Origin of the sequence: Mesotoga infera (genome assembly GCF_900157305.1) — a bacterium.
Lineage (GTDB): Bacteria > Thermotogota > Thermotogae > Petrotogales > Kosmotogaceae > Mesotoga > Mesotoga infera.
Window position 1 is genome coordinate 2776023 of the sequence record NZ_LS974202.1, and the last position, 17902, is coordinate 2793924.

18 protein-coding genes are annotated in these 17902 nt (G+C 47.5%); 10 read left to right on the top strand and 8 right to left on the bottom strand.

The genetic code is table 11. From position 1 onward, the window contains the following. Positions 1–189: 189 nt before the first annotated feature. The 10 genes from MESINF_RS12665 (at position 190) to MESINF_RS12710 (ending at position 9805) form a co-directional block, all read left to right on the top strand. Positions 190–1290 (top strand): ROK family protein, encoded by a 1101-nt coding sequence (locus tag MESINF_RS12665; RefSeq protein ID WP_169700383.1) that lies wholly within the window; start codon positions 190–192, stop codon positions 1288–1290. 28 nt (positions 1291–1318) lie between these two features. Further along, a complete protein-coding gene (locus MESINF_RS12670; protein WP_169700384.1) occupies positions 1319–2563 on the top strand; it encodes an extracellular solute-binding protein in 1245 nt (414 codons plus the stop codon). Between the two features lie 57 nt (positions 2564–2620). After that, on the top strand, positions 2621–3508 hold the full coding sequence (locus MESINF_RS12675; protein WP_169700386.1) for a carbohydrate ABC transporter permease: 888 nt from the start codon (positions 2621–2623) through the stop codon (positions 3506–3508). 15 nt (positions 3509–3523) lie between these two features. Next, the gene (locus MESINF_RS12680; RefSeq protein ID WP_169700388.1) at positions 3524–4345 is read left to right on the top strand and encodes a carbohydrate ABC transporter permease; all 822 of its coding nucleotides are present in this window, start codon (positions 3524–3526) and stop codon (positions 4343–4345) included. Positions 4346–4350: 5 nt separating this feature from the next. After that, positions 4351–5232: an amidohydrolase family protein gene (locus MESINF_RS12685; RefSeq protein ID WP_169700390.1), complete on the top strand. Its 882-nt coding sequence runs from the start codon at positions 4351–4353 to the stop codon at positions 5230–5232. Between the two features lies 1 nt (position 5233). Continuing rightward, positions 5234–6670 carry a lyase family protein gene (locus tag MESINF_RS12690; protein WP_169700392.1) on the top strand — a complete coding sequence of 479 codons (1437 nt, stop codon included), beginning with the start codon at positions 5234–5236 and terminating at the stop codon, positions 6668–6670. A gap of 12 nt (positions 6671–6682) precedes the next feature. Beyond that, positions 6683–7498, top strand: a complete 816-nt coding sequence (locus tag MESINF_RS12695) for a fumarate hydratase (RefSeq protein ID WP_169700395.1) — start codon at positions 6683–6685, stop codon at positions 7496–7498. Further along, positions 7488–7988 carry a FumA C-terminus/TtdB family hydratase beta subunit gene (locus MESINF_RS12700; RefSeq protein ID WP_169700397.1) on the top strand — a complete coding sequence of 167 codons (501 nt, stop codon included), beginning with the start codon at positions 7488–7490 and terminating at the stop codon, positions 7986–7988. The genes MESINF_RS12695 and MESINF_RS12700 overlap by 11 nt, the downstream gene beginning before the upstream one ends. Further along, entirely contained in the window at positions 7988–9223 is a 1236-nt protein-coding gene (locus MESINF_RS12705; protein WP_169701089.1) for an NAD(P)-dependent malic enzyme, read from the top strand. Before MESINF_RS12700 ends, MESINF_RS12705 begins: the two co-directional genes overlap by 1 nt. A gap of 207 nt (positions 9224–9430) precedes the next feature. Beyond that, positions 9431–9805: an FMN-binding protein gene (locus MESINF_RS12710; RefSeq protein ID WP_169700398.1), complete on the top strand. Its 375-nt coding sequence runs from the start codon at positions 9431–9433 to the stop codon at positions 9803–9805. A gap of 9 nt (positions 9806–9814) precedes the next feature. On the opposite strand, the gene MESINF_RS12715 is transcribed toward MESINF_RS12710, so the two are convergent. The 8 genes from MESINF_RS12715 to MESINF_RS12750 all read right to left on the bottom strand — a co-directional run bounded on the left by MESINF_RS12715 (position 9815) and on the right by MESINF_RS12750 (position 17667). Next, positions 9815–10294 carry a nuclear transport factor 2 family protein gene (locus tag MESINF_RS12715; RefSeq protein ID WP_169700400.1) on the bottom strand — a complete coding sequence of 160 codons (480 nt, stop codon included), beginning with the start codon at positions 10292–10294 and terminating at the stop codon, positions 9815–9817. A gap of 51 nt (positions 10295–10345) precedes the next feature. Further along, positions 10346–10768 carry a type II 3-dehydroquinate dehydratase gene (gene aroQ, locus MESINF_RS12720; RefSeq protein ID WP_169700402.1) on the bottom strand — a complete coding sequence of 141 codons (423 nt, stop codon included), beginning with the start codon at positions 10766–10768 and terminating at the stop codon, positions 10346–10348. Further along, positions 10765–12252 (bottom strand): shikimate kinase, encoded by a 1488-nt coding sequence (locus tag MESINF_RS12725; protein WP_169700404.1) that lies wholly within the window; start codon positions 12250–12252, stop codon positions 10765–10767. The genes aroQ and MESINF_RS12725 overlap by 4 nt, the downstream gene beginning before the upstream one ends. Continuing rightward, positions 12200–13324: a chorismate synthase gene (gene aroC, locus MESINF_RS12730; protein WP_169700406.1), complete on the bottom strand. Its 1125-nt coding sequence runs from the start codon at positions 13322–13324 to the stop codon at positions 12200–12202. Before aroC ends, MESINF_RS12725 begins: the two co-directional genes overlap by 53 nt. Then, positions 13321–14100 (bottom strand): shikimate dehydrogenase family protein, encoded by a 780-nt coding sequence (locus MESINF_RS12735; RefSeq protein ID WP_169700408.1) that lies wholly within the window; start codon positions 14098–14100, stop codon positions 13321–13323. Before MESINF_RS12735 ends, aroC begins: the two co-directional genes overlap by 4 nt. Then, positions 14097–15359, bottom strand: coding sequence for a 3-phosphoshikimate 1-carboxyvinyltransferase (gene aroA / locus MESINF_RS12740; protein ID WP_169700410.1), 1263 nt, complete (start codon positions 15357–15359; stop codon positions 14097–14099). The genes MESINF_RS12735 and aroA overlap by 4 nt, the downstream gene beginning before the upstream one ends. Positions 15360–15374: 15 nt before the next feature. Then, a complete protein-coding gene (gene aroF, locus MESINF_RS12745; RefSeq protein ID WP_169700412.1) occupies positions 15375–16391 on the bottom strand; it encodes a 3-deoxy-7-phosphoheptulonate synthase in 1017 nt (338 codons plus the stop codon). Positions 16392–16689: 298 nt separating this feature from the next. Then, on the bottom strand, positions 16690–17667 hold the full coding sequence (locus MESINF_RS12750; RefSeq protein WP_169700414.1) for a 2-hydroxyacid dehydrogenase: 978 nt from the start codon (positions 17665–17667) through the stop codon (positions 16690–16692). Between the last annotated feature and the right edge of the window lie 235 nt (positions 17668–17902).

Here is a 17902-nt window from a genome sequence, read left to right on the forward strand (position 1 = left end):
GCAATATACTTAAAGAAACAGCGATAATCAATCTTATTTGCCTTTTATACTCCTTATCTGTCTAAATTTACCATTAGTCTCGTTCCTTGAGAAGACTTTCATAATGTATAATGTTAGTAAGTTAGGCTACTTAACAAAATAAAGGTGATTCCAGTGAGTCGATGCTTACGTGAAACTGAAGAAAAAGTAATGAGAATTGTAAGATGTGAAGGATTGATCTCCAGGGCGGATATATCCAGAAAGAGCGGTCTTAGCAAGCCTGTGGTATCGGTCGTTGTGAACAACTTCATCTCTCAAGGTTCAATAGTTGAAGCAAAAGAAGGCGAGAGTTCACGTAAGGGTGGAAAAAAACCTATCCTTCTGTCTTTCGTTCCAGACTATAAGTACATAGTCGGTGTCGACGTTGGTGGTAACAAGCTGATCTCTATACTGTCAGACCTTGATGGCAAAATAGTCGAAAAAGCAAAGTTCTCCACAAAATCTATTTGCGATGAAAAGGCGTTCTTCGAACTTGTAGAGAAATCAGTGCTAGCTGTGATGAAAGTTCCGGTTTCGAAAGTTATGGGAATCGGAATCGGTGTTCCCGGAACTGTGTCCCCCGAGAGTGGAATGATCTTTTACATGCCTGCGTTCGGTCTTAGAAAAGTGAATTTGAAGAGGCATGTCGAAGAGAGATTCAAAGTTCCGACCTTCATTTCGAACGATGTTACACTCAATGCCCTCGGAGAAATGTGGGCCGGAGCAGCGAAAGGCTGCAGAAACGTTTTTTTGATGGCTCTCGGTACGGGAACTGGCGCCGGATTGATCATAAACAACGAGCTTTATGAAGGTACGAGCGGAATGGCCGGCGAAATAGGTTACATGATAACTGACTGGAGCAGGGAAAAGAATTTAAGTTTTGTCTTTGGGAGCCTTGAAAGCTGGTTTTCCGGATACGCCTTTGAAAAACTCCTTTCCGAATTCGAAAACGAACCAACAGTTGCACAGATGTTTGACCACTCCGATGTGAATCCCCGATTCAAGGAGATAGTCACGGTCGCCTGCGAACACCTTAGTGTGGTCGTTGCGAATGTCATCACACTACTGGATCCAGATGTAGTCGTCATAACTGGTGGAATCGGGTACAACCAATACGACAGGATACTCAGTCTAATAATGCCGGTACTAAAGAGGACAGTTCCGGGTGAAATACTCGAACGCGTGACATTCAAGCGCGGAGAACTCGGCGAAATGGGCGTTTCGCTGGGAGCTGTCTGCAACGTTCAAAGAAAGGTTTTCATGAAAGTATGAGCAACTTCACTATTTTGGAGGTGGGTAAATGAAAAGAGCACTTTTATTGTTTCTGGTTGTTTCGATTGTTTTTGCAGGTTTCGCCGGTGCAGTAAAGATAACTTATTGGCAGTACTACTACGAAACTAAAGTGAAACTGGTGGATCAGTTGATCGAAGAGTTCGAAAAGCTGAATCCAGGGATCGAAGTAGAACAGGTTACTTTCCCCTATGAGAACTTCAACGAAAAGGTGGCCGTGTCGGTACCTGCCGGAATCGGGCCAGATGTTCTCACCCTTTTCTACGGATGGATTCCACTTTACGTTACTTCGGGATATCTGGTACCACTTCCCGCGAATGAATTTTCACCGGAATACTTGAACAGTGAATTCTTCCCGTTCGTGTCAAAAGGAATAGAATTTAATGGCGTACCGTACGCTCTTCCAACAGCAGTAAGGACTCTGGCACTCTTCTGGAACAAGGATCTCTTTGCAGAAGCCGGTCTCGACCCGGAAACTCCACCCACTACTTTCGCAGAGATGGTAGATTACGCGAAAAAGCTGACCAAATACGACGAAAAGGGTAATATAATTCAGGAAGGTCTGACGATGCAGCCATCCGGTCAGGGTCACCAATGGATAAGAGAGGTTCTTGTCAGACAGGTAGGTGGAACTCCCTACAGCGCCGACAATAGGACAGTTCTTTACTACCAGACTGCACCGGAAGCCCTGAAGGTATACACCGACCTGATCACCAAAGACAAGGTTGGTTACCCGGGTTTCTTGAACGATGACGTTACGGCCTTCAGATCTTTGAAAGCCGCGATGACTATCGACGGTTCTTTCAGACTCGGGACCTTCAGACCTCTAACCAATCTCAACTGGGGAGTCACGGAACTTCCATCGATGAACGGTGTGAAGTCTAACTTCGCCTCTTTCTGGGCACACGCGATAACGACCAACGCGACTGGTGAAAAGCTGGACGCTTCGATCAAGTTCCTCAAATTCATAACCTCCGAGTATGCTCAAGAACTGTGGCTCAAGCAGGTTGGTGAACTTCCGGCCAATCCGAAAGTTGCGGCTGCCTACTACGATCATCCTGAATACGGACCGTTCCTAAAGGGGCTTGAATATGCCCACGCGACATTCTTTGTTGACGAGAGTGGACAGCGCCAGGTAATGATGGATGCCGTCGATAAGGTCTGGATACAGGGAATGGATCCTATAAAGGCTTTCAAGGAAGCGGCCGAAGAAGATCAGGCAATAATCGACGATTTCTGGTCGAGAGTAGAGTAATTTGAAGAGCTGGTGGCCGTGGCGACGCCACGGCCATTCTTTTTGGGGGTAATACTAATGAAAATTAGTCAGAAAAGGATTATTACAGCGTATTTATTCCTCGCTATCCCATTGGTCTTCTATATAGTTGTCCGTTTCTATCCGATGATATACGCTTTCTGGTTGAGTTTCACAAACTGGAAGCTGATTTCACCAAAGAAGGATTTTGTTGGCTTCGACAATTTCGTAAAGATTTTCAAAGATAAGGTATTCGTGACTTCTCTATGGAATACCATCAAGTATGTTACTTTTGGTGTACCACTGGTGATAGTTCTTTCCCTTTTTCTGGCCGTAACACTCAACAAAGTAAAGCATTTACAGTGGTTTTACCGTTTGCTTTATGTTATGCCTTACATCACACCCCTGGTAGCGGTGAGCTGGGTCTGGAGATGGATCTACCAGAGACCGCCCGCGGGTATATTGAATAACCTACTGATGGCTTTTGGCCTCGATGCGCAGCCCTTTCTGACCAGCATGAATCAGTCACTGCCGGCCATAGTGGTAACTACGGTCTGGGTGAATCTTGGATACTGTATAATCGTGTTTCTTGCAGGATTGCAAACCATACCACAGGAGTACATAGAGGCAGCCAAAATAGACGGAGCGACATCAAGGCAGTCTTTCTTCAAAATAACCATACCGCTCCTTAATCCAGTCACAGTATTTCTTGTGGTCACACAAAGCATTACGTTCCTGAGGATCTTCACACAGGTTTACAACATGACCGATCAGGGATCGGGAGGTCCTCTCAATGCGACCAAACCCCTGGTGCTTTATATATATCAGAAGGCCTTCAGATCTTTTGACATGGGTCTCGCTTCTAGCGCAACCGTCATACTTTTCTTGTTAATAATGGGTATCACGCTGGTGCAACTGCTGGTATTGAACAAGCGAGTCCAATACTGATTGGTGGGTGGATATATGACTAGGACAGACAGGAAAACAAGTATTTTTGCCTATATATTTTTATCGATCTTTGCGATTGTAATGGTCTTCCCTTTCGTATGGATGTTTTCTTCTTCTTTCAAAACATCCGAGGAGATCTACGAGATGACCGTAATTCCTAGAGACCCCTCGCTGGCCAACTACGAGTTCATTTTCAACTACTCCATGTTTCCCAGATGGTTCCTGAACAGTATTATAGTAGCCGTGGTGACAACTATCTCGGTACTCTTTTTCGACTCACTAGTAGGCTATACACTGGCCAAATATAATTTCCCGGGCAAAAACATCATATTCATACTCATACTCAGCACACTAATGATCCCAACCGAGATGTTGGTCATACCGTGGTACATAATGGTCAGGCAGTTGAAATGGATGGAGACTTACTGGAGCATAATGTTCCCGGGTATGATAAGTGCCTTCGGTGTTTTTCTGATGAAGCAGTTCATGTCGACAATACCGGACGACCTGCTCGATGCCGCGAGAATCGACGGAGTCTCTGAATTTGGTATATTCCTGAGAATTGTGATGCCTCTCGTAAAGCCGGCGCTCGCGACGCTTGCGATCTTCAACTTTATAGGCAACTGGAACGCTTTTCTGTGGCCTCTCATCGTTGCACAAACACCGAAGATGTACACTCTTCCGGTCGGTGTGTCTTACTTTTCGAGCGAAAATCTCACCAGATGGGAACTCATAATGACCGGTGCTGCCGTCTCGACTATACCGCTGATCATTTTCTTTATCATCTTCCAGAAACAGATCGTAAAAGGGATCGCCATGTCGGGACTGAAGGGATGATAAGCATGCGAATAATTGACTCTCACGTCCATTTTCCCACACCCGATTTTTTTGGCAAGCCCGAAGGTAGAGTTCATCCGTGGTTGGCTCAGGAAAGGACACGCTGGAGAAAGGCCTGGCAGTTCGATGGAGCCGAGCCCTTGCAATCTAAAGATGAACTTGTAGAGAGATGGTACAGAGAAGCGATCAAGTACGATATCTCGGTAGTCTTTGTGACTTCTGGAGGTAACGATGCCATGTCGGAGATAGTTAAGGCTCACCCCGACAGATTCTACGGTTACGCTCATCACGATCCTTCGCTGAAAGAGGCTCCCTACTTGCTAGAAAAGGCCATCAAGGAGCAGGGCTTGAAGGGGTACAAAATACTCGGGCCGGCGGTGAACACTCCCCTAGACTGCAAAGATCTATACCCGGTTTGGGAGGTTGCCCAGGGAGAGAATATACCCGTATTGATTCATTTCGGCATCATGGGCTCGGCTGGTGGTATCGCCAACCATGTGAACATCAATCCGCTGATAATACATGATGTGGCTAAAAATTTCCCCGATTTGAAGATTATCGTACCGCATTTTGGTTGTGGATACATTTTCGAGACCTTGAACCTCTGCTGGGCCTGTCCCAACGTATATATCGACACCAGTGGATCGAACCAGTGGATGAGATGGATGCCTTACGAAGTCAATCTCGAAATCCTTTTCAGAAAATACAGAGAAACTATAGGTCCGGGAAGAATTCTGTTCGGCACTGATTCGAGTTACTTCCCGAGAGGTTATGCAAAGTCCTATTTCGACGAGCAATTCAAAGCCATGATCAACGTTGGTTATTCTGACGACGAAATTGATAAGGTCGTTTTTGGAAACATCGACGACCTTCTGAAAGGGAGGTAGCATGGGATTTTCTCCAATATACTCCAAACACGTTCTCGAAAAATCTTACAAACACTGGGCAACAACATTCCTTGACGAGTTCGGGCGGCAAAACAAGGCCCATCTTATCATGCTTGCCAGGCAGGGAATAATCGATTCGAAGACCGCCTCGGCGCTCAAGAAATCCATGAGTAAACTCGACTCGACCATGGAGATACCCGGAGAGTTTCCCGAAGGCGTCGAAGACCTCTTCTTCTACTACGAAAAGCAACTCGAACTCCTACTGGGAGAAAAAGCTGGATCGCTCCATACAGCAAGAAGTAGAAACGATATGGATACGACGGTTTTCCGATTGTACGTGAGAAAGTTGATGATCTCACTCATTAAGCAGATGTTGCTCCTTGCGGGAGCCTTGATTGAAAAGATCAGGGCATCCAGAGAACAGCTGTTGGTTCTTTACACCCATGGCCAGCCCGCGCAAGTATCTACACTTGCACATTATCTCTCGTCTTTTCTGATCGAATTTCTCGAAGGCCTCGAAGGTCTGAATGCTTCGATGAGAGTGGTGAACCAGTGTCCTCTGGGAGCCGCTGCGATCACGACGACGGGCTTCAACATAGACAGGCAGCTGGTCTCGGATCTGCTCGGATTCGAAAGACCGGTTCCTAACTCTTATCAGGCAATCGTTACCTCTCACTGGTTAACTTATCCGTCGATGTGGTTCAAGAGCATTCTCAACGACATAACGCGCCTTATGGCCGACATGGGGCATAAAGCTTCTTGTGAAGTTGGAATGTTAAGCTTCCCAGATGAACTCGTGCAGGTTTCCAGCATAATGCCTCAAAAGCGAAATCCGGTCATTATCGAGCATATAAGAATTCAGTCGGGAATGGCTGCCGGCGACTTCCAGAGTTTGATAGATCTCTTCCACAACGTGTCATATCAGGATGTTAATGAAGTGGCCGATGCCCCTATAACCAGTTTCACCAGAGGTTGCGAAACGCTTTCTGGACTTCTGGAGTTACTTGAGGAGACACTTCTGAAAGTCTCCGTTGATGAGCGGAAGGTCGATGATATAGCGATCGCAACAGGTACGACAACAACGGAATTGGCCGATGAACTTGTAAGAAGAGAAGCGATCTCTTTCAGAACGGCTCATGTCGTGACGAGCGCTTTCGTGAAATCGGGCTACTCCTTTGAAACTCTCCGCAGGAAGTTCTCTGAACTGGTGGGAAGAGCCCTCGAAATGAGTGATCTAGAGCTCAGAAAAGTTCTCTCTCCCAGGCATTTTGTGCAGGTACGTAACGTCCCCGGAGGGCCCTCGATTTCTGCAATGGAAAGTGTTATAACTTTTATTGAAGAAAAAGTGAAAATAATCACAGACTCGCTGAACGGACTCATCAAAAACATTGTAGAGAGAGAAGAACAGCTGTCGATAGAGTTCAACGGTCTGGGTTGACGGGGTGTAGCCTTGATTCCGGCAGGAAGAATTATAGAAAGGCTCGAAGAAGCTATTACGAAGGCGAACACGGATATGGATCCGGCGATTGTTGAGTCACTCGATCACTACGAAGGGCCTTTTTCGAGCGTGTTGAGAGAAAACGCCGTTGCTGCAAAAGAGACGGGACTCCCGATATGTCAGGATACAGGTTTTCTCGAGTTCTTCGTCTTTCAGGGTAATGAAGTTGCTCTAGAAGAGCCGATCATTGAAACACTTAATTCGGCAGTCAAAAAAGTCTACACTGAGAAACCCTATAGATATTCCATAGTGTCGGACCCATTTAAGAGAGTAAATACCAGAGATAATACGCCGGTCGTATGTCATCTCTTTCCGGAGAGGGGGAAAAGGTTCGAAATCCGCTTTCTTATTAAGGGAGGGGGCAGCGAAAATCTTTCACGGCTCTTTATGTTAAATCCCACAGCAACCGTTGACGATTTGGTGCGAACACTCGTTGAATCGCTCAAGGAGAGTGCAGCAAGAGGTTGTCCGCCGTTGAAAGTAGGTATAGGAATCGGCGGGAGTTCGGACAAAGCGATGGTGCTTGCCAAACTCGCTCTTACCAGATCCTTCGACGAGAGACATCACGACAAAGACTACGCGGCCCTTGAAGAAAGAATACTTAGAGAAATCAACGATCTGCAGATAGGATATCAGGGTCTGGGAACTGGCATAACCGCATACTCGGTGCACATAGAGACTTATCCCTCGCATATCGCCATAATGCCTGTGGGACTGGCGACTGATTGCTATATCGCAAGAAAGGGGAGAGTAATCTTTGAAGATTGAAGATTTGCGTGCCGGCGACGAACTCCTTTACTCCGGCGAGTTCCTTCTCATGAGAGACGCCGCGCAAAAACGATTGAAAAAAATGCTCGACGAAGGCAAAGAATTGCCGATTTCTCTCGATGGAATGATAATTTTCTACGCGGGGCCGGCCAAACCGACTAAAGATTCTTTCGGAGCTATAGGACCCACAACTTCGAGCAGAATGGATTCATTTCTCGAAATGCTTTATCTGAAAGGTGTTCTGGCAACGGTAGGAAAAGGAAAGAGAAGCCTTCAGGCCGTTTCGCTCTGTAAAAAATACAGAAGAGTTTACTTTCTGGCTCCCAGTGGTGCCGCCGCCGCTCTGGCCGGTAGAATTTCCGGCATGACGGTCGTGGCTTTCGATGATCTCGGTACGGAAGCGATATTCAGGGTTAGTGTGAAGGATTTCCCGCTCTACGTCGCTATCGATTGCCTTGGAAACGATGTTTTCATTAAGAATAGAGGGTGATTGTTTTGAACGAAGAGGCACTGAAACTGCACAAAGAACTGCGTGGCAAACTCGAGGTGAAAAGTAGGGTCAGTGTGGATAGCATGAGGGCCCTTTCGCTGGCCTACACTCCTGGAGTCGCCGACGTTTGCCGGGTTATCAACGAGAACAAAGAACTGGTCTATGACTATACCAACAAATGGAATTACGTTGCGGTCGTATCGGATGGAACGGCCGTTCTTGGCCTTGGAGATATCGGTCCCGAGGCGGGGATGCCAGTCATGGAAGGCAAGGCCTTGCTCTTCAAGGAGTTCGGAAATGTTGATGCCTTCCCTCTATGCATAAACGTCCATGAACCCGATGAAATCATCGCATTCGTTCAGGCCCTATCACCGACGTTCGGCGGGGTGAATCTGGAAGACATATCCTCTCCGAAATGTTTTTATATCGAGCAAGAGCTGCAACGAAGACTCGACATACCGATCTTCCATGACGATCAACACGGAGCAGCCATCGTGGCAACTGCCGCTTTGAGGAACGCTTTGAAAATAGTGGGTAAGAATATGGAAAATCTGAAGGTCGCGACTGTCGGTGTTGGGGCGGCCGGTGGAGCGACTATCAAGATGTTGCTTGCGGCCGGTATCAGAAACATCGTTGCGGTCGATAGGAACGGTATTCTCAATAAAGACGATCCTAAAACCCTTTTAAATGAGTTCCACCGTAAGATAGTTGGAGAGATCAACCCCGACAACCTTTCCGGTGATCTGGCAAAGGCCATAAAAGGTGCCGACGTTTTCATCGGTACCTCGGTCGGAGGGATAATCTCTGCCGAAATGATCAGATCCATGGCGCCAGGAGCGATCGTTTTCGCCCTGGCAAATCCTGTGCCTGAGATCATGCCCGATCTGGCCAAAGAAGCAGGGGCAAAGATAGTTGCAACCGGCAGATCGGATTTCCCCAACCAGATCAACAATGTCTTGGCCTTCCCCGGAATATTCAGGGGTGCACTAGATGTGAGATCAAGAGAGATCAACGAATCTATGAAGCTCGCGGCGACCGACGCACTTGCCGATGCCGTTGGCGATGACAGACTCTCTGCAGACTACATACTCCCGAAGGCTTTCGAGCCGGGAATAGCACGTAAAGTGGCGATCGCCGTTGCGAGAGCCTCCTTGGAAACCGGTTCCGCAAAATTGAAGATCTCGCCCAATGATATCGAAGAGACAGTAGACAGAGGATTTAGAAGAATAGGTTGAACAGGATATAGAATAATAGGCCATCAGGAATGGCCTATTTTTCGTGGCCGAGAGTCTGGCTAATAGAATGATAGAGCATCGACGGGCCAGTCCGTAAATAATTCCGATAAAATTAATCATAATCTTTCAAACGAGTAATTAATTATAATTCTAAATAAGTGATAATTTAATTATAAAATTCGCAATTTGCCATCCGGAGGAGATACGATGAGATACTGGATCAACGTTTCGATTTTTATAGCACTTTCCGTGACTTTGATAGCGCTGGTGAGCATCTGGCACAGAAACAGACCTGTTGAATTCCCTCAAACTGTTGAGGTTAGACCATTCGGGGAGTTTCAGGATGGCATATACACTGGAACAGAAGGCTACGCAGTTGTTCAAATCGAGATCAATGACGGGAAAATACTCTCCGCGAAGGTTCTCCAGAACAAACCAGGAAGTTATTCCAAAAGTGCCGAAGCTGTTATCGACAGAGTTATAGATGCTCAAAGCCTCGAGGTAGATATGATCACAGGCGCTACGGCCACGAGCAGGGTAATAGTCGATGCCATAAGAAATGCGCTCAAAATCACCGAGTAGTCGCCATCCTTAATACTCAGGAGATTTAGATGCTGGTTCGTAAATACTGAGTATCGGATTGTTCCACTCTCCAGTTATTCTCCATTTCCGGCCCGCTTTTGAGAGAGAGAAAGTCATTTCGGCTTCCACAGAGTAATCTTTATCGTCGTACCGGAAAGAGAGCGTGAAGTTCGCATAAATAACGGCTTGACCAGATGAAGGCTTTTCGACGCTTTCCACGTTCAGAGAGAAGCTTGAAATCTCCCGTTCTGTCAGAAATCGATTGTAATAGTACCTGAGATCCGCTTTTGTAACGGGCCTTCCGGAAGGATTGGCCGTCGTCGAAATTTCCACGGTTTCAGCGTAAAGTTCCAGAATTCTGTCAACATTTCCCCTTAACACTTCTTTTTCGAGCGACTTCAAAACCGATTCCGGTTTGCCCACCATGTTAAGACATCCGGAAACAGCAAATACCAGCAGTGGCAACACAAACAAGAGAGTCTTTTTCAAGGCCACACCCCCGAGTCTTACGAATCTAATCAATAATACCAGATTCGGCTCTCATCTTTGGCCGGCAAGAAACTCTATGGCCAGAAGATATCCTGTAAAGCCCAGCCCGGCGATTGTGCCTGTGCAGACCGATGATACGACGCTTCTGTTCCTGAAGGCTTCCCTGGCGTGTATGTTTGAGATATGCACTTCTACCTTCGGACCGGTGAATATTTCCAGTGCGTCTCTCAGTGCGTAGCTATAATGTGTCAGGGCCCCGGGATTTATGACGAGCGCATCGAAATCCAGTCCATGGATCCTGTCTATCAATTCGCCTTCGTAGTTAGATTGAAAGAACTCGCATTCTATTCCCAGATCTTGAGCCCTGAACTTTATTATTTCTACCAAGTCTTCGTAAGAGAGAACACCATAGATGTCGCTCTTCCTTTTTCCGAGCATGTTGAGGTTCGGCCCGTTTATGACGAGTATCTTCATACCACCACCGCCAGAAGTTCGTCGAGCTTAACCTTTAAAAGCTCAAAATTTCCCGGCGATCTCAGAAGCGGTATCTCTATTTCGGTCTCATCGCAGGTCGTTCCCTTTTTGTCGTTTCTCAACAGACGTAAGGCTTCTTCTATGGGAAGTGGTGGAAGGTCGAGTCCAAATATTTCCGATAGCGTGTCACATACGTCGTTGTAAACAGACTCCTCGACTAGTCCGAGGTTCATGAAATAGTACATCTCGCGTTCCAGTCCCCAGGCAACGGCCGTTCCATGAGACACACCGACTATCGGTTCGTAGAGGTGGCCGAGAGTATGTCCCAGGTTTAGTATTTTTCTGATCCCTCTTTCGTGGACATCCGATGCCACTATTTCGTTTTTCAGAACCACGGCCTCTTCTAGCATCTTATTCAAGGTTACGATATTTCTGTCTTTCAATTTACCACATAAAGACTTGAATTGATCGTACCACTGCCCGGTTATCAGGAATATCTTGAAAGCCTCCACCAGGCCTTCTTCGAATCTACCGGGATCCATTGAAAGCGTTGCTATCGGATCAAGAACCGTTTCGGCCGGGAAATAGAAGTTACCTATCATATTCTTCCCACCCCGGAAATTCAACCCGTTTTTTCCACCTATGGAAGCATCCACCTGAGAAAGAAGAGTCGTGGGAAAGAGGGTCAGAGGAACTCCCCTCTTGAATGTGGAGGCGGCGAATCCAACCAGATCGGTCACAGTGCCTCCTCCCGCAGCTGAAAGAACATCGTTTCTAGAAAGTCCCCGTTCCATAAGGAAGTCGTAGATTTCGAAAAGAGTGTGAAAACCTTTCGCTTCCTCTCCGTCTTCTATCGAAAAGGCCGACGAGGGAATCCATTCAGAAAAGACCTTGAATACCCTGTGCGAGACAACGGCGTTCTGCATTCCCCCGATCGCTTTGAATCCCCCGTTGGCCAGAGTCACCGGATGGGTTCCGTTGATTATTCTCCTCTTCTCCCCCGAAAATAGTCTCATGCAGATCGATGCAACTATCTCCCATTTGGAGTGATTCGATGCCTCTATCGAGGGAAACTGTTCGTACAGTTCTCTCCTCTCTTCCCATATCCTGAAAATCGCTTCCTTCCCCCCCTTCAAGAGAGGCCTATTAAGTGTGTCAACACGTTTGAAGAGATCGGCCGGCGGCAGTTTCAGATATATAGTGTTCTCTTTTTTGAGAGTTCTTCGATTCACCGTGTCGAGAACGATACCGCCTCCAGTGGAGACCACAATGCTCTCCTTTTTAACCAGTTCTTTAAGAAGGTTTCTTTCGAGTTTCCTGAAAACTCCTTCTCCATCATCCTCGAAGATCTTTTCGACAGTCTTTCCGCTTCTGGCTTCTATTTCGCTGTCCATATCCACGAACTCGAGATCGAGAACAGAAGAGAGGATCTTACCGATGGTGCTTTTCCCCGAGCCCATCATTCCAACAAGGAAGACTCTCATTCTCCAACCTCCCTTTCAACAAATCGAAGCTATCGTTTCCGTATTTCTCTAGAATCGACTCAAGAAGTAAAAGCCCGAGCATACTTTCCCCAACGACCGAAGCTGCCGGGACAGCTGTAACATCGGAACGGACGTACGGGGTTTTCTCAACGTTCATACTCTTCAGATTGACTGAGTCTATACCGTTTTCAAGCGTAGGAATCGGCTTGACGCTGGCAACTACGACCAAGGGCTGGCCGTTGGATATACCTCCTTCCACCCCGCCGGCATTGTTCGAAAGCCGCGAAACTTTCCCATTGCTTACTGCAAAGGGATCGTGGTATTGACTTCCGGGTAGGCTGACATCTGGATTGCCTACGAATACTCCCTTCACAGAAGGAATAGCCAAGAAGTATCGTCCAATCTTCGAATCCAGTCTCTCGAAAAGTTCGCCATATCCACCTATCCCTGATGGAAGACCATAGGCGCTGACAGCGAAGATCCCACCCAGAGTGTCACCTTTGTCGATCGCCTTTTCTATCTCGGCCACCATCTCTCCGCTTGCCAGTTTGTCATGGCAGTAAACGGGCGAAGCGTCACGCGCCACAACGCAAACACTATCCGGTATCGGGCAGTGAATCTTTCCTATCGCTATAACCGAACTGACGATCTCGATTCCGAGTTTCGAAAGCATCTGGCACGCTATCGATCCAATAGAGACCAGCGCGGCCGTCCACCTAGCGCTGCTGCGTTCGGCATAAATCGTCAGATCACTCAGCCTGTATTTGGTCCAGGCAGCATAATCGGCATGGCCAGGCCGGGGAATGCTTCTCGTCTCCTTCTCGCTTCTTGGAGCGAGGTTCGCTATCTCGATCAAAATTGGTGCGCCTGTCGTCAGGTCATTCCATAGACCGGACTTTATGATAGCCCTGTCGTGTTCTAGCCCCATTCTCTTTCCCCTGCCGTAGCCACGTTGTCTTCTCTTGAGGTTCTTGTCTATCTCATCGATCGATACCGGGAAACCGGCGGGCAAACCTTCAATTAACCCGTACATCGCCTGACCATGTGAGTCTCCGGCTACGCTGAACTTCATCTGACCACCTCCTCGAAGGCTCTTTCAAAAGTCTTCTTGTCGAAGAGCCCCCAGATCTTCAAGTTCTCGCAGGCCTGGAAGAAGAGCATGGCCTTCCCATCAATTACTTTCTCAACTCCGCACTCCCTGGCAACCTTCTGGAGAGGCGTTTCGCTGTAGATCAGATCGTAAACCAGAGAGATTCCCTGGAACTCCTCGCGTCCAAGACTTAAGTACTCCCCCTTCATTCCGATCGACGTCGCGTTTATTATGCTCTTACTTTTCTTCACAATAGATGGAAGAGAATCGAAAGAAAAGATCTTTACCTCGAAATTTCTGTTGTTGAAATCCTCCGCGACCCTTTCGGCCCTGAACGTACTCCTGTTGATTACATTTATACGGTTAACACCAAACTCTTTAAGAGCGTAAATCACGGCTCTGGAAGCTCCTCCGGCACCCAGTATTGTTATGGGTTCTTCAATTTTTATATCTCTGAGTGAATTACTGAAACCAATCCAGTCGGTGTTATAACCAACCCCTTTGAAAATGCAGTTCACGGCGCGCAAAGATCTCTCCACCATACAATCGACATGAGCAACGACTGCTTCCTTGAAGGGTATAGTCACGTTGAGACCGTCGTACTCTTTGAGAAGAACGTCGATAACCGACGAGAATTCACCGGTCTGTATGTCCAGGGCTTCATAAGTAGCATCGATTCCCTTCATTTCGAAGAAACGCGTGTAGATTCTTGGTGAGAGGCTGTGTGAGACAGGATGGCCTACTATACAGAATCTCATCGACACACCTCCGCGATATCCTTGAAGAATTGCGGATAGGAGATCCTTACCGAATCTGCTCCACCGATTTCGATGCCTTCCTCGCTGAGGATGCCTGCAACTGCGAAGAGCATGGCTATCCTGTGGTCACCGGCCGAATCGATTCTTCCTCCTACAATTTTCTGCGACCCTTCAATCGAAAAGCCGTCTTCGAGCTCCTCAATTACGACCCCGAGCTTTCTGAAGTTCTCAACGGTCGATGTTATTCTGTCCGACTCTTTTTTTCTTAGTTCTCCCGCTCCCCTTATAACAGTCGTTCCGCAAGCCTTCGCCCCGGCAAGGGCCAGTAGGGGAATCTCGTCTATCATGGAGGGAACTAACCCGGTATCGATCTCTAACCCAGTCAATCTGGAAGATTTAGCCACTATTTTGCCGCAGGGTTCGGGCGAGGTTTTTTCGACCGTCCATTCGATCTCGGCACCCATCTTCTTCAACGTTTTCAAAAGACCTGTGCGTCTTTCGTTAAGCCCGACATTTCTGACGATAATTGAGGCGTCTGGATGGAGAATTGCGAGTACTAAGAAGAAAGAGGCCGATGAGACGTCTCCCGGTATTTGAAAGAACACGGGGTTCAGTTCGCCACGTTCTATGGAAACTATCCTTCCGTTGATCTTCATCTTAGCTCCCATCGAGTCTAGCATTCTCTCAGTATGGTCTCTGCTTGGAACGGGCTCGATCACCGTGGTTATACCTTCAGCCTTCATGCCCGCCAGCAGTATTGCACTTTTCACCTGGGCGCTGGCTACCTGGAGGTCATGGGTGCAACCGTGAAGATCTCCGCCCTTTATCGACAGAGGCAAGAGAGTGTCGTTATTCCTTGCGAAAATCAAGGCCCCCATTCTTTTGAGAGGTTCTATCACTCTTTTCATAGGCCGTCTGGATAGAGATTCATCACCGAAGAGGATATGAAGGCCCGGGGTTCCGGCGAGAAGCCCTGAGATAATTCTCGCTGTCGTTCCGGAATTGCCGCAATCGAGGGGTCTAGCCGCCTCCTTCCACAGTGCCGGCATTATCTCCATTCGCTCAAAATCGCCGGAAAACCTCGCTCCGATTTCTTTCATAACCCTAAGAGTGCTCAAAGTATCCCCGCTCTCAAGAAGATTGTGGACGATGCTTCGTCCTTCTGCCATCGATGAGAGAATCAGAGCCCTGTGGGATATCGACTTATCGGGCGGGACCTCCATTTCTGCCCTTACTTTTTTCACCGGTAATATCTTCATCTCTTTCCTCCATCATCAGGTCAGTACGAGCTCTCTTGTATCCACCAGGCTCTTCAATTCTTGCATCAGTCTTTCGAATTCTCTGAAGTTCAAACTCTGTTTGCTGTCTGAAAGAGCGCTCTCCGGTCTTGGATGAACTTCGACCTCTATGCCGTCGGCTCCGACGGCCAGAATTGCCCTAGACAGGGGAATGATCAGGTCTCTTCGACCACTGGCGTGGCTCGGATCGGCAATTATCGGCAGTGGCGATTGCATTTTTATGAGGGGGATCGCCGAGATATCGAGAGTGTTCCTTGTAGATGTTTCGAAGGTTCTTATACCCCTCTCACACAGGATTATCGACATGTTACCACCATAGGCGATGTATTCTGCCGAAAGAAGAAGCTCTTCTACGGTGTTCATGAAACCCCTCTTCAAAAGCACCGGTTTTCCGCAACTGGCAACTCTTTGAATAAGCTGGAAATTCTGTGCGTTACGCGCACCTATTTGAACGATATCGCTCAGAGATGAAACGGCCTCCAACGTTGCTTCTCCGGTCACTTCCGTTACGGTCTTCATTCCATATCTATCGGCTGCCTCTCTGAGAAGTTCGAGCCCCTTTCTGCCCAATCCCTGAAACGAATATGGAGACGTCCTCGGCTTGTAGGCTCCTCCCCTGATAATTCTCACACCCATTTCAGAGAGGAAGGCCGCGCTCTCTTCGATCATCGACCGATCCTCGACCGCGCAAGGACCGGCCATAACAGCGAACTTTCCGTTCCCTATCGATACATCTCCGACCTCGACGTTGAGATCCTCGCCATGGAACTCCCTGGATACTAGCTTGAAAGGCTTCAGTACCCGCACCACCTGCTCCACGCATTCTAGCGCTTCGAAACGTTCAACTGATGTGTACCGATCATCCCCGATGATGCCTACCACTATCTTCTCCGCTCCTTTTGAGATGTGACAACTTAGACCCAGTCGGGAGGACAACGCCTCCACCTTTTCGATCTCTTCATCGCCGCTCCCGTTCCTTAAAATCACTACCATACTTCACCCCGCATTCTAAAAAAGAAAGAGGGTCTCCGGATTGGAGACCCTCTCAATCTTTACTCCGGAGTAAATGCGAAAGCATCTACCCGGAGAGCTGGCTCACGAGCAGATGCTCATAATATAATAATAGCTATTTGCATTTATCCAGGAAAAATCGAATATAGACATATTCGCGCTCCTCATTGAATTAAGTAGATTCTACACTTTTCGGATGGCTCGAGTCAAATTTTTCTGGCGAATAAATTTGTTATCTTTAAGAAACGATTGTATTTTACGGACGTATACATCGAAACGATCAATACATCTTCTCAAGATCCACAATGTCGATCGGATTACCCGTGAGAAGGTAATGTCCGATACTTTCAACTGTTTCATCTACCATAGCCTGCATGCTCTCAGTGGTCCAGCTCCCAACGTGAGGGGACAGGACGACGTTCGGTAATGTGTGAATCGGATATCTTGATGGGAGCGTTACCGGTCTATCGATGGAAGGATAATCATACCAGACATCTATGGCAGCGCCGGCAAGTTTACCGCTCATTAACGATTCGGCCAGTGCTTTTTCTTCTACCACTTTTCCCCTGCTTATGTTTATGAGATAAGCGCTGCCCATGGCATCCAGGACTTCCTGATTCACGATTCCAAGAGTTTCTGAGGTCAAAGGCAGAGCCACGAAAACCAGCTCAGCACCTCTAACGGCTTGTTTGATGTCGTTCGTGATAAAGTCTAAACCTGGATAGCTACCCGAAGGCTCCTTCTTAAAACCATTTATCCTGCAGCGGAACGCTTTAAGGAAACCGGCAATTTTCTGGCCTATTTGACCGAGGCCTAGAATCGCGCATTTTCTTTCTAATATTGAAAACCATGTGAATTCTTTGCTTGAAGGTCTTCCTAGCCATACACCCCTCTCGAGGTTTTTGTGGAGCTCAACCACTCTACCCGTAACGGCCATTGCCAGTGCAATGGCCCTTTCCGCAACCACCTCGGCGTTTCCGTGGTTGTTAGCCAGAATTATTGAACGCTTCTTGAGCTCATTCAGAGGCAGGCCATCAACACCAGTCCATGGAACGAAGACGGCCTTCAGTTTGACGGCTTTTGTTAGTTCCTCTTTGCTGAGCGAACCTTTGACCAATACATCTGCCTCGGGCAACAGTTCCTTAGGATCATTATGATCCAGATAAGAGACGAAATCATGTCCGGGGAAGGCCTTTCTTAGTTGATCTAGTTTTCCATCCCAGTATTTGTCAAATTTATTCAAAAACAGTACCAACACTCAATTTACCTCCTTGAAGAATAGTCTGAAGAATTCACTACAAATAAATATTTCTCTCAACGAGCAGAGAGAGGTAATGGTGATTCAACCATTATTGGCCAATTACCTCAAACACTCTCAGGTCTTCCCGGCGAACCGGAAAAGACCTCCTCAAAACCTTCGGTAAGACCGTTCGGATCTGCTTTTTCGATCATGGGTTCAATATTTTCTCGCCTCTTTTGCTTGAGCCGTGTCC

Excerpts from the sequence above, each read along its gene's own strand:
- MESINF_RS12725 (WP_169700404.1), bottom strand. The coding sequence starts at position 12,252 with ATGAGAGTCTTCCTTGTTGGAATGATGGGCTCGGGGAAAAGCACCATC.
- aroC (WP_169700406.1), bottom strand. The coding sequence starts at position 13,324 with ATGAAGTTCAGCGTAGCCGGAGACTCACATGGTCAGGCGATGTACGGG.
- MESINF_RS12675 (WP_169700386.1), top strand. The coding sequence starts at position 2,621 with ATGAAAATTAGTCAGAAAAGGATTATTACAGCGTATTTATTCCTCGCT.
- MESINF_RS12710 (WP_169700398.1), top strand. The coding sequence starts at position 9,431 with ATGAGATACTGGATCAACGTTTCGATTTTTATAGCACTTTCCGTGACT.
- MESINF_RS12680 (WP_169700388.1), top strand. The coding sequence starts at position 3,524 with ATGACTAGGACAGACAGGAAAACAAGTATTTTTGCCTATATATTTTTA.
- MESINF_RS12690 (WP_169700392.1), top strand. The coding sequence starts at position 5,234 with ATGGGATTTTCTCCAATATACTCCAAACACGTTCTCGAAAAATCTTAC.
- aroF (WP_169700412.1), bottom strand. The coding sequence starts at position 16,391 with ATGGTAGTGATTTTAAGGAACGGGAGCGGCGATGAAGAGATCGAAAAG.
- MESINF_RS12670 (WP_169700384.1), top strand. The coding sequence starts at position 1,319 with ATGAAAAGAGCACTTTTATTGTTTCTGGTTGTTTCGATTGTTTTTGCA.
- aroA (WP_169700410.1), bottom strand. The coding sequence starts at position 15,359 with ATGAAGATATTACCGGTGAAAAAAGTAAGGGCAGAAATGGAGGTCCCG.
- MESINF_RS12685 (WP_169700390.1), top strand. The coding sequence starts at position 4,351 with ATGCGAATAATTGACTCTCACGTCCATTTTCCCACACCCGATTTTTTT.
- MESINF_RS12735 (WP_169700408.1), bottom strand. The coding sequence starts at position 14,100 with ATGAGATTCTGTATAGTAGGCCATCCTGTCTCACACAGCCTCTCACCA.
- MESINF_RS12665 (WP_169700383.1), top strand. The coding sequence starts at position 190 with ATGAGAATTGTAAGATGTGAAGGATTGATCTCCAGGGCGGATATATCC.
- aroQ (WP_169700402.1), bottom strand. The coding sequence starts at position 10,768 with ATGAAGATACTCGTCATAAACGGGCCGAACCTCAACATGCTCGGAAAA.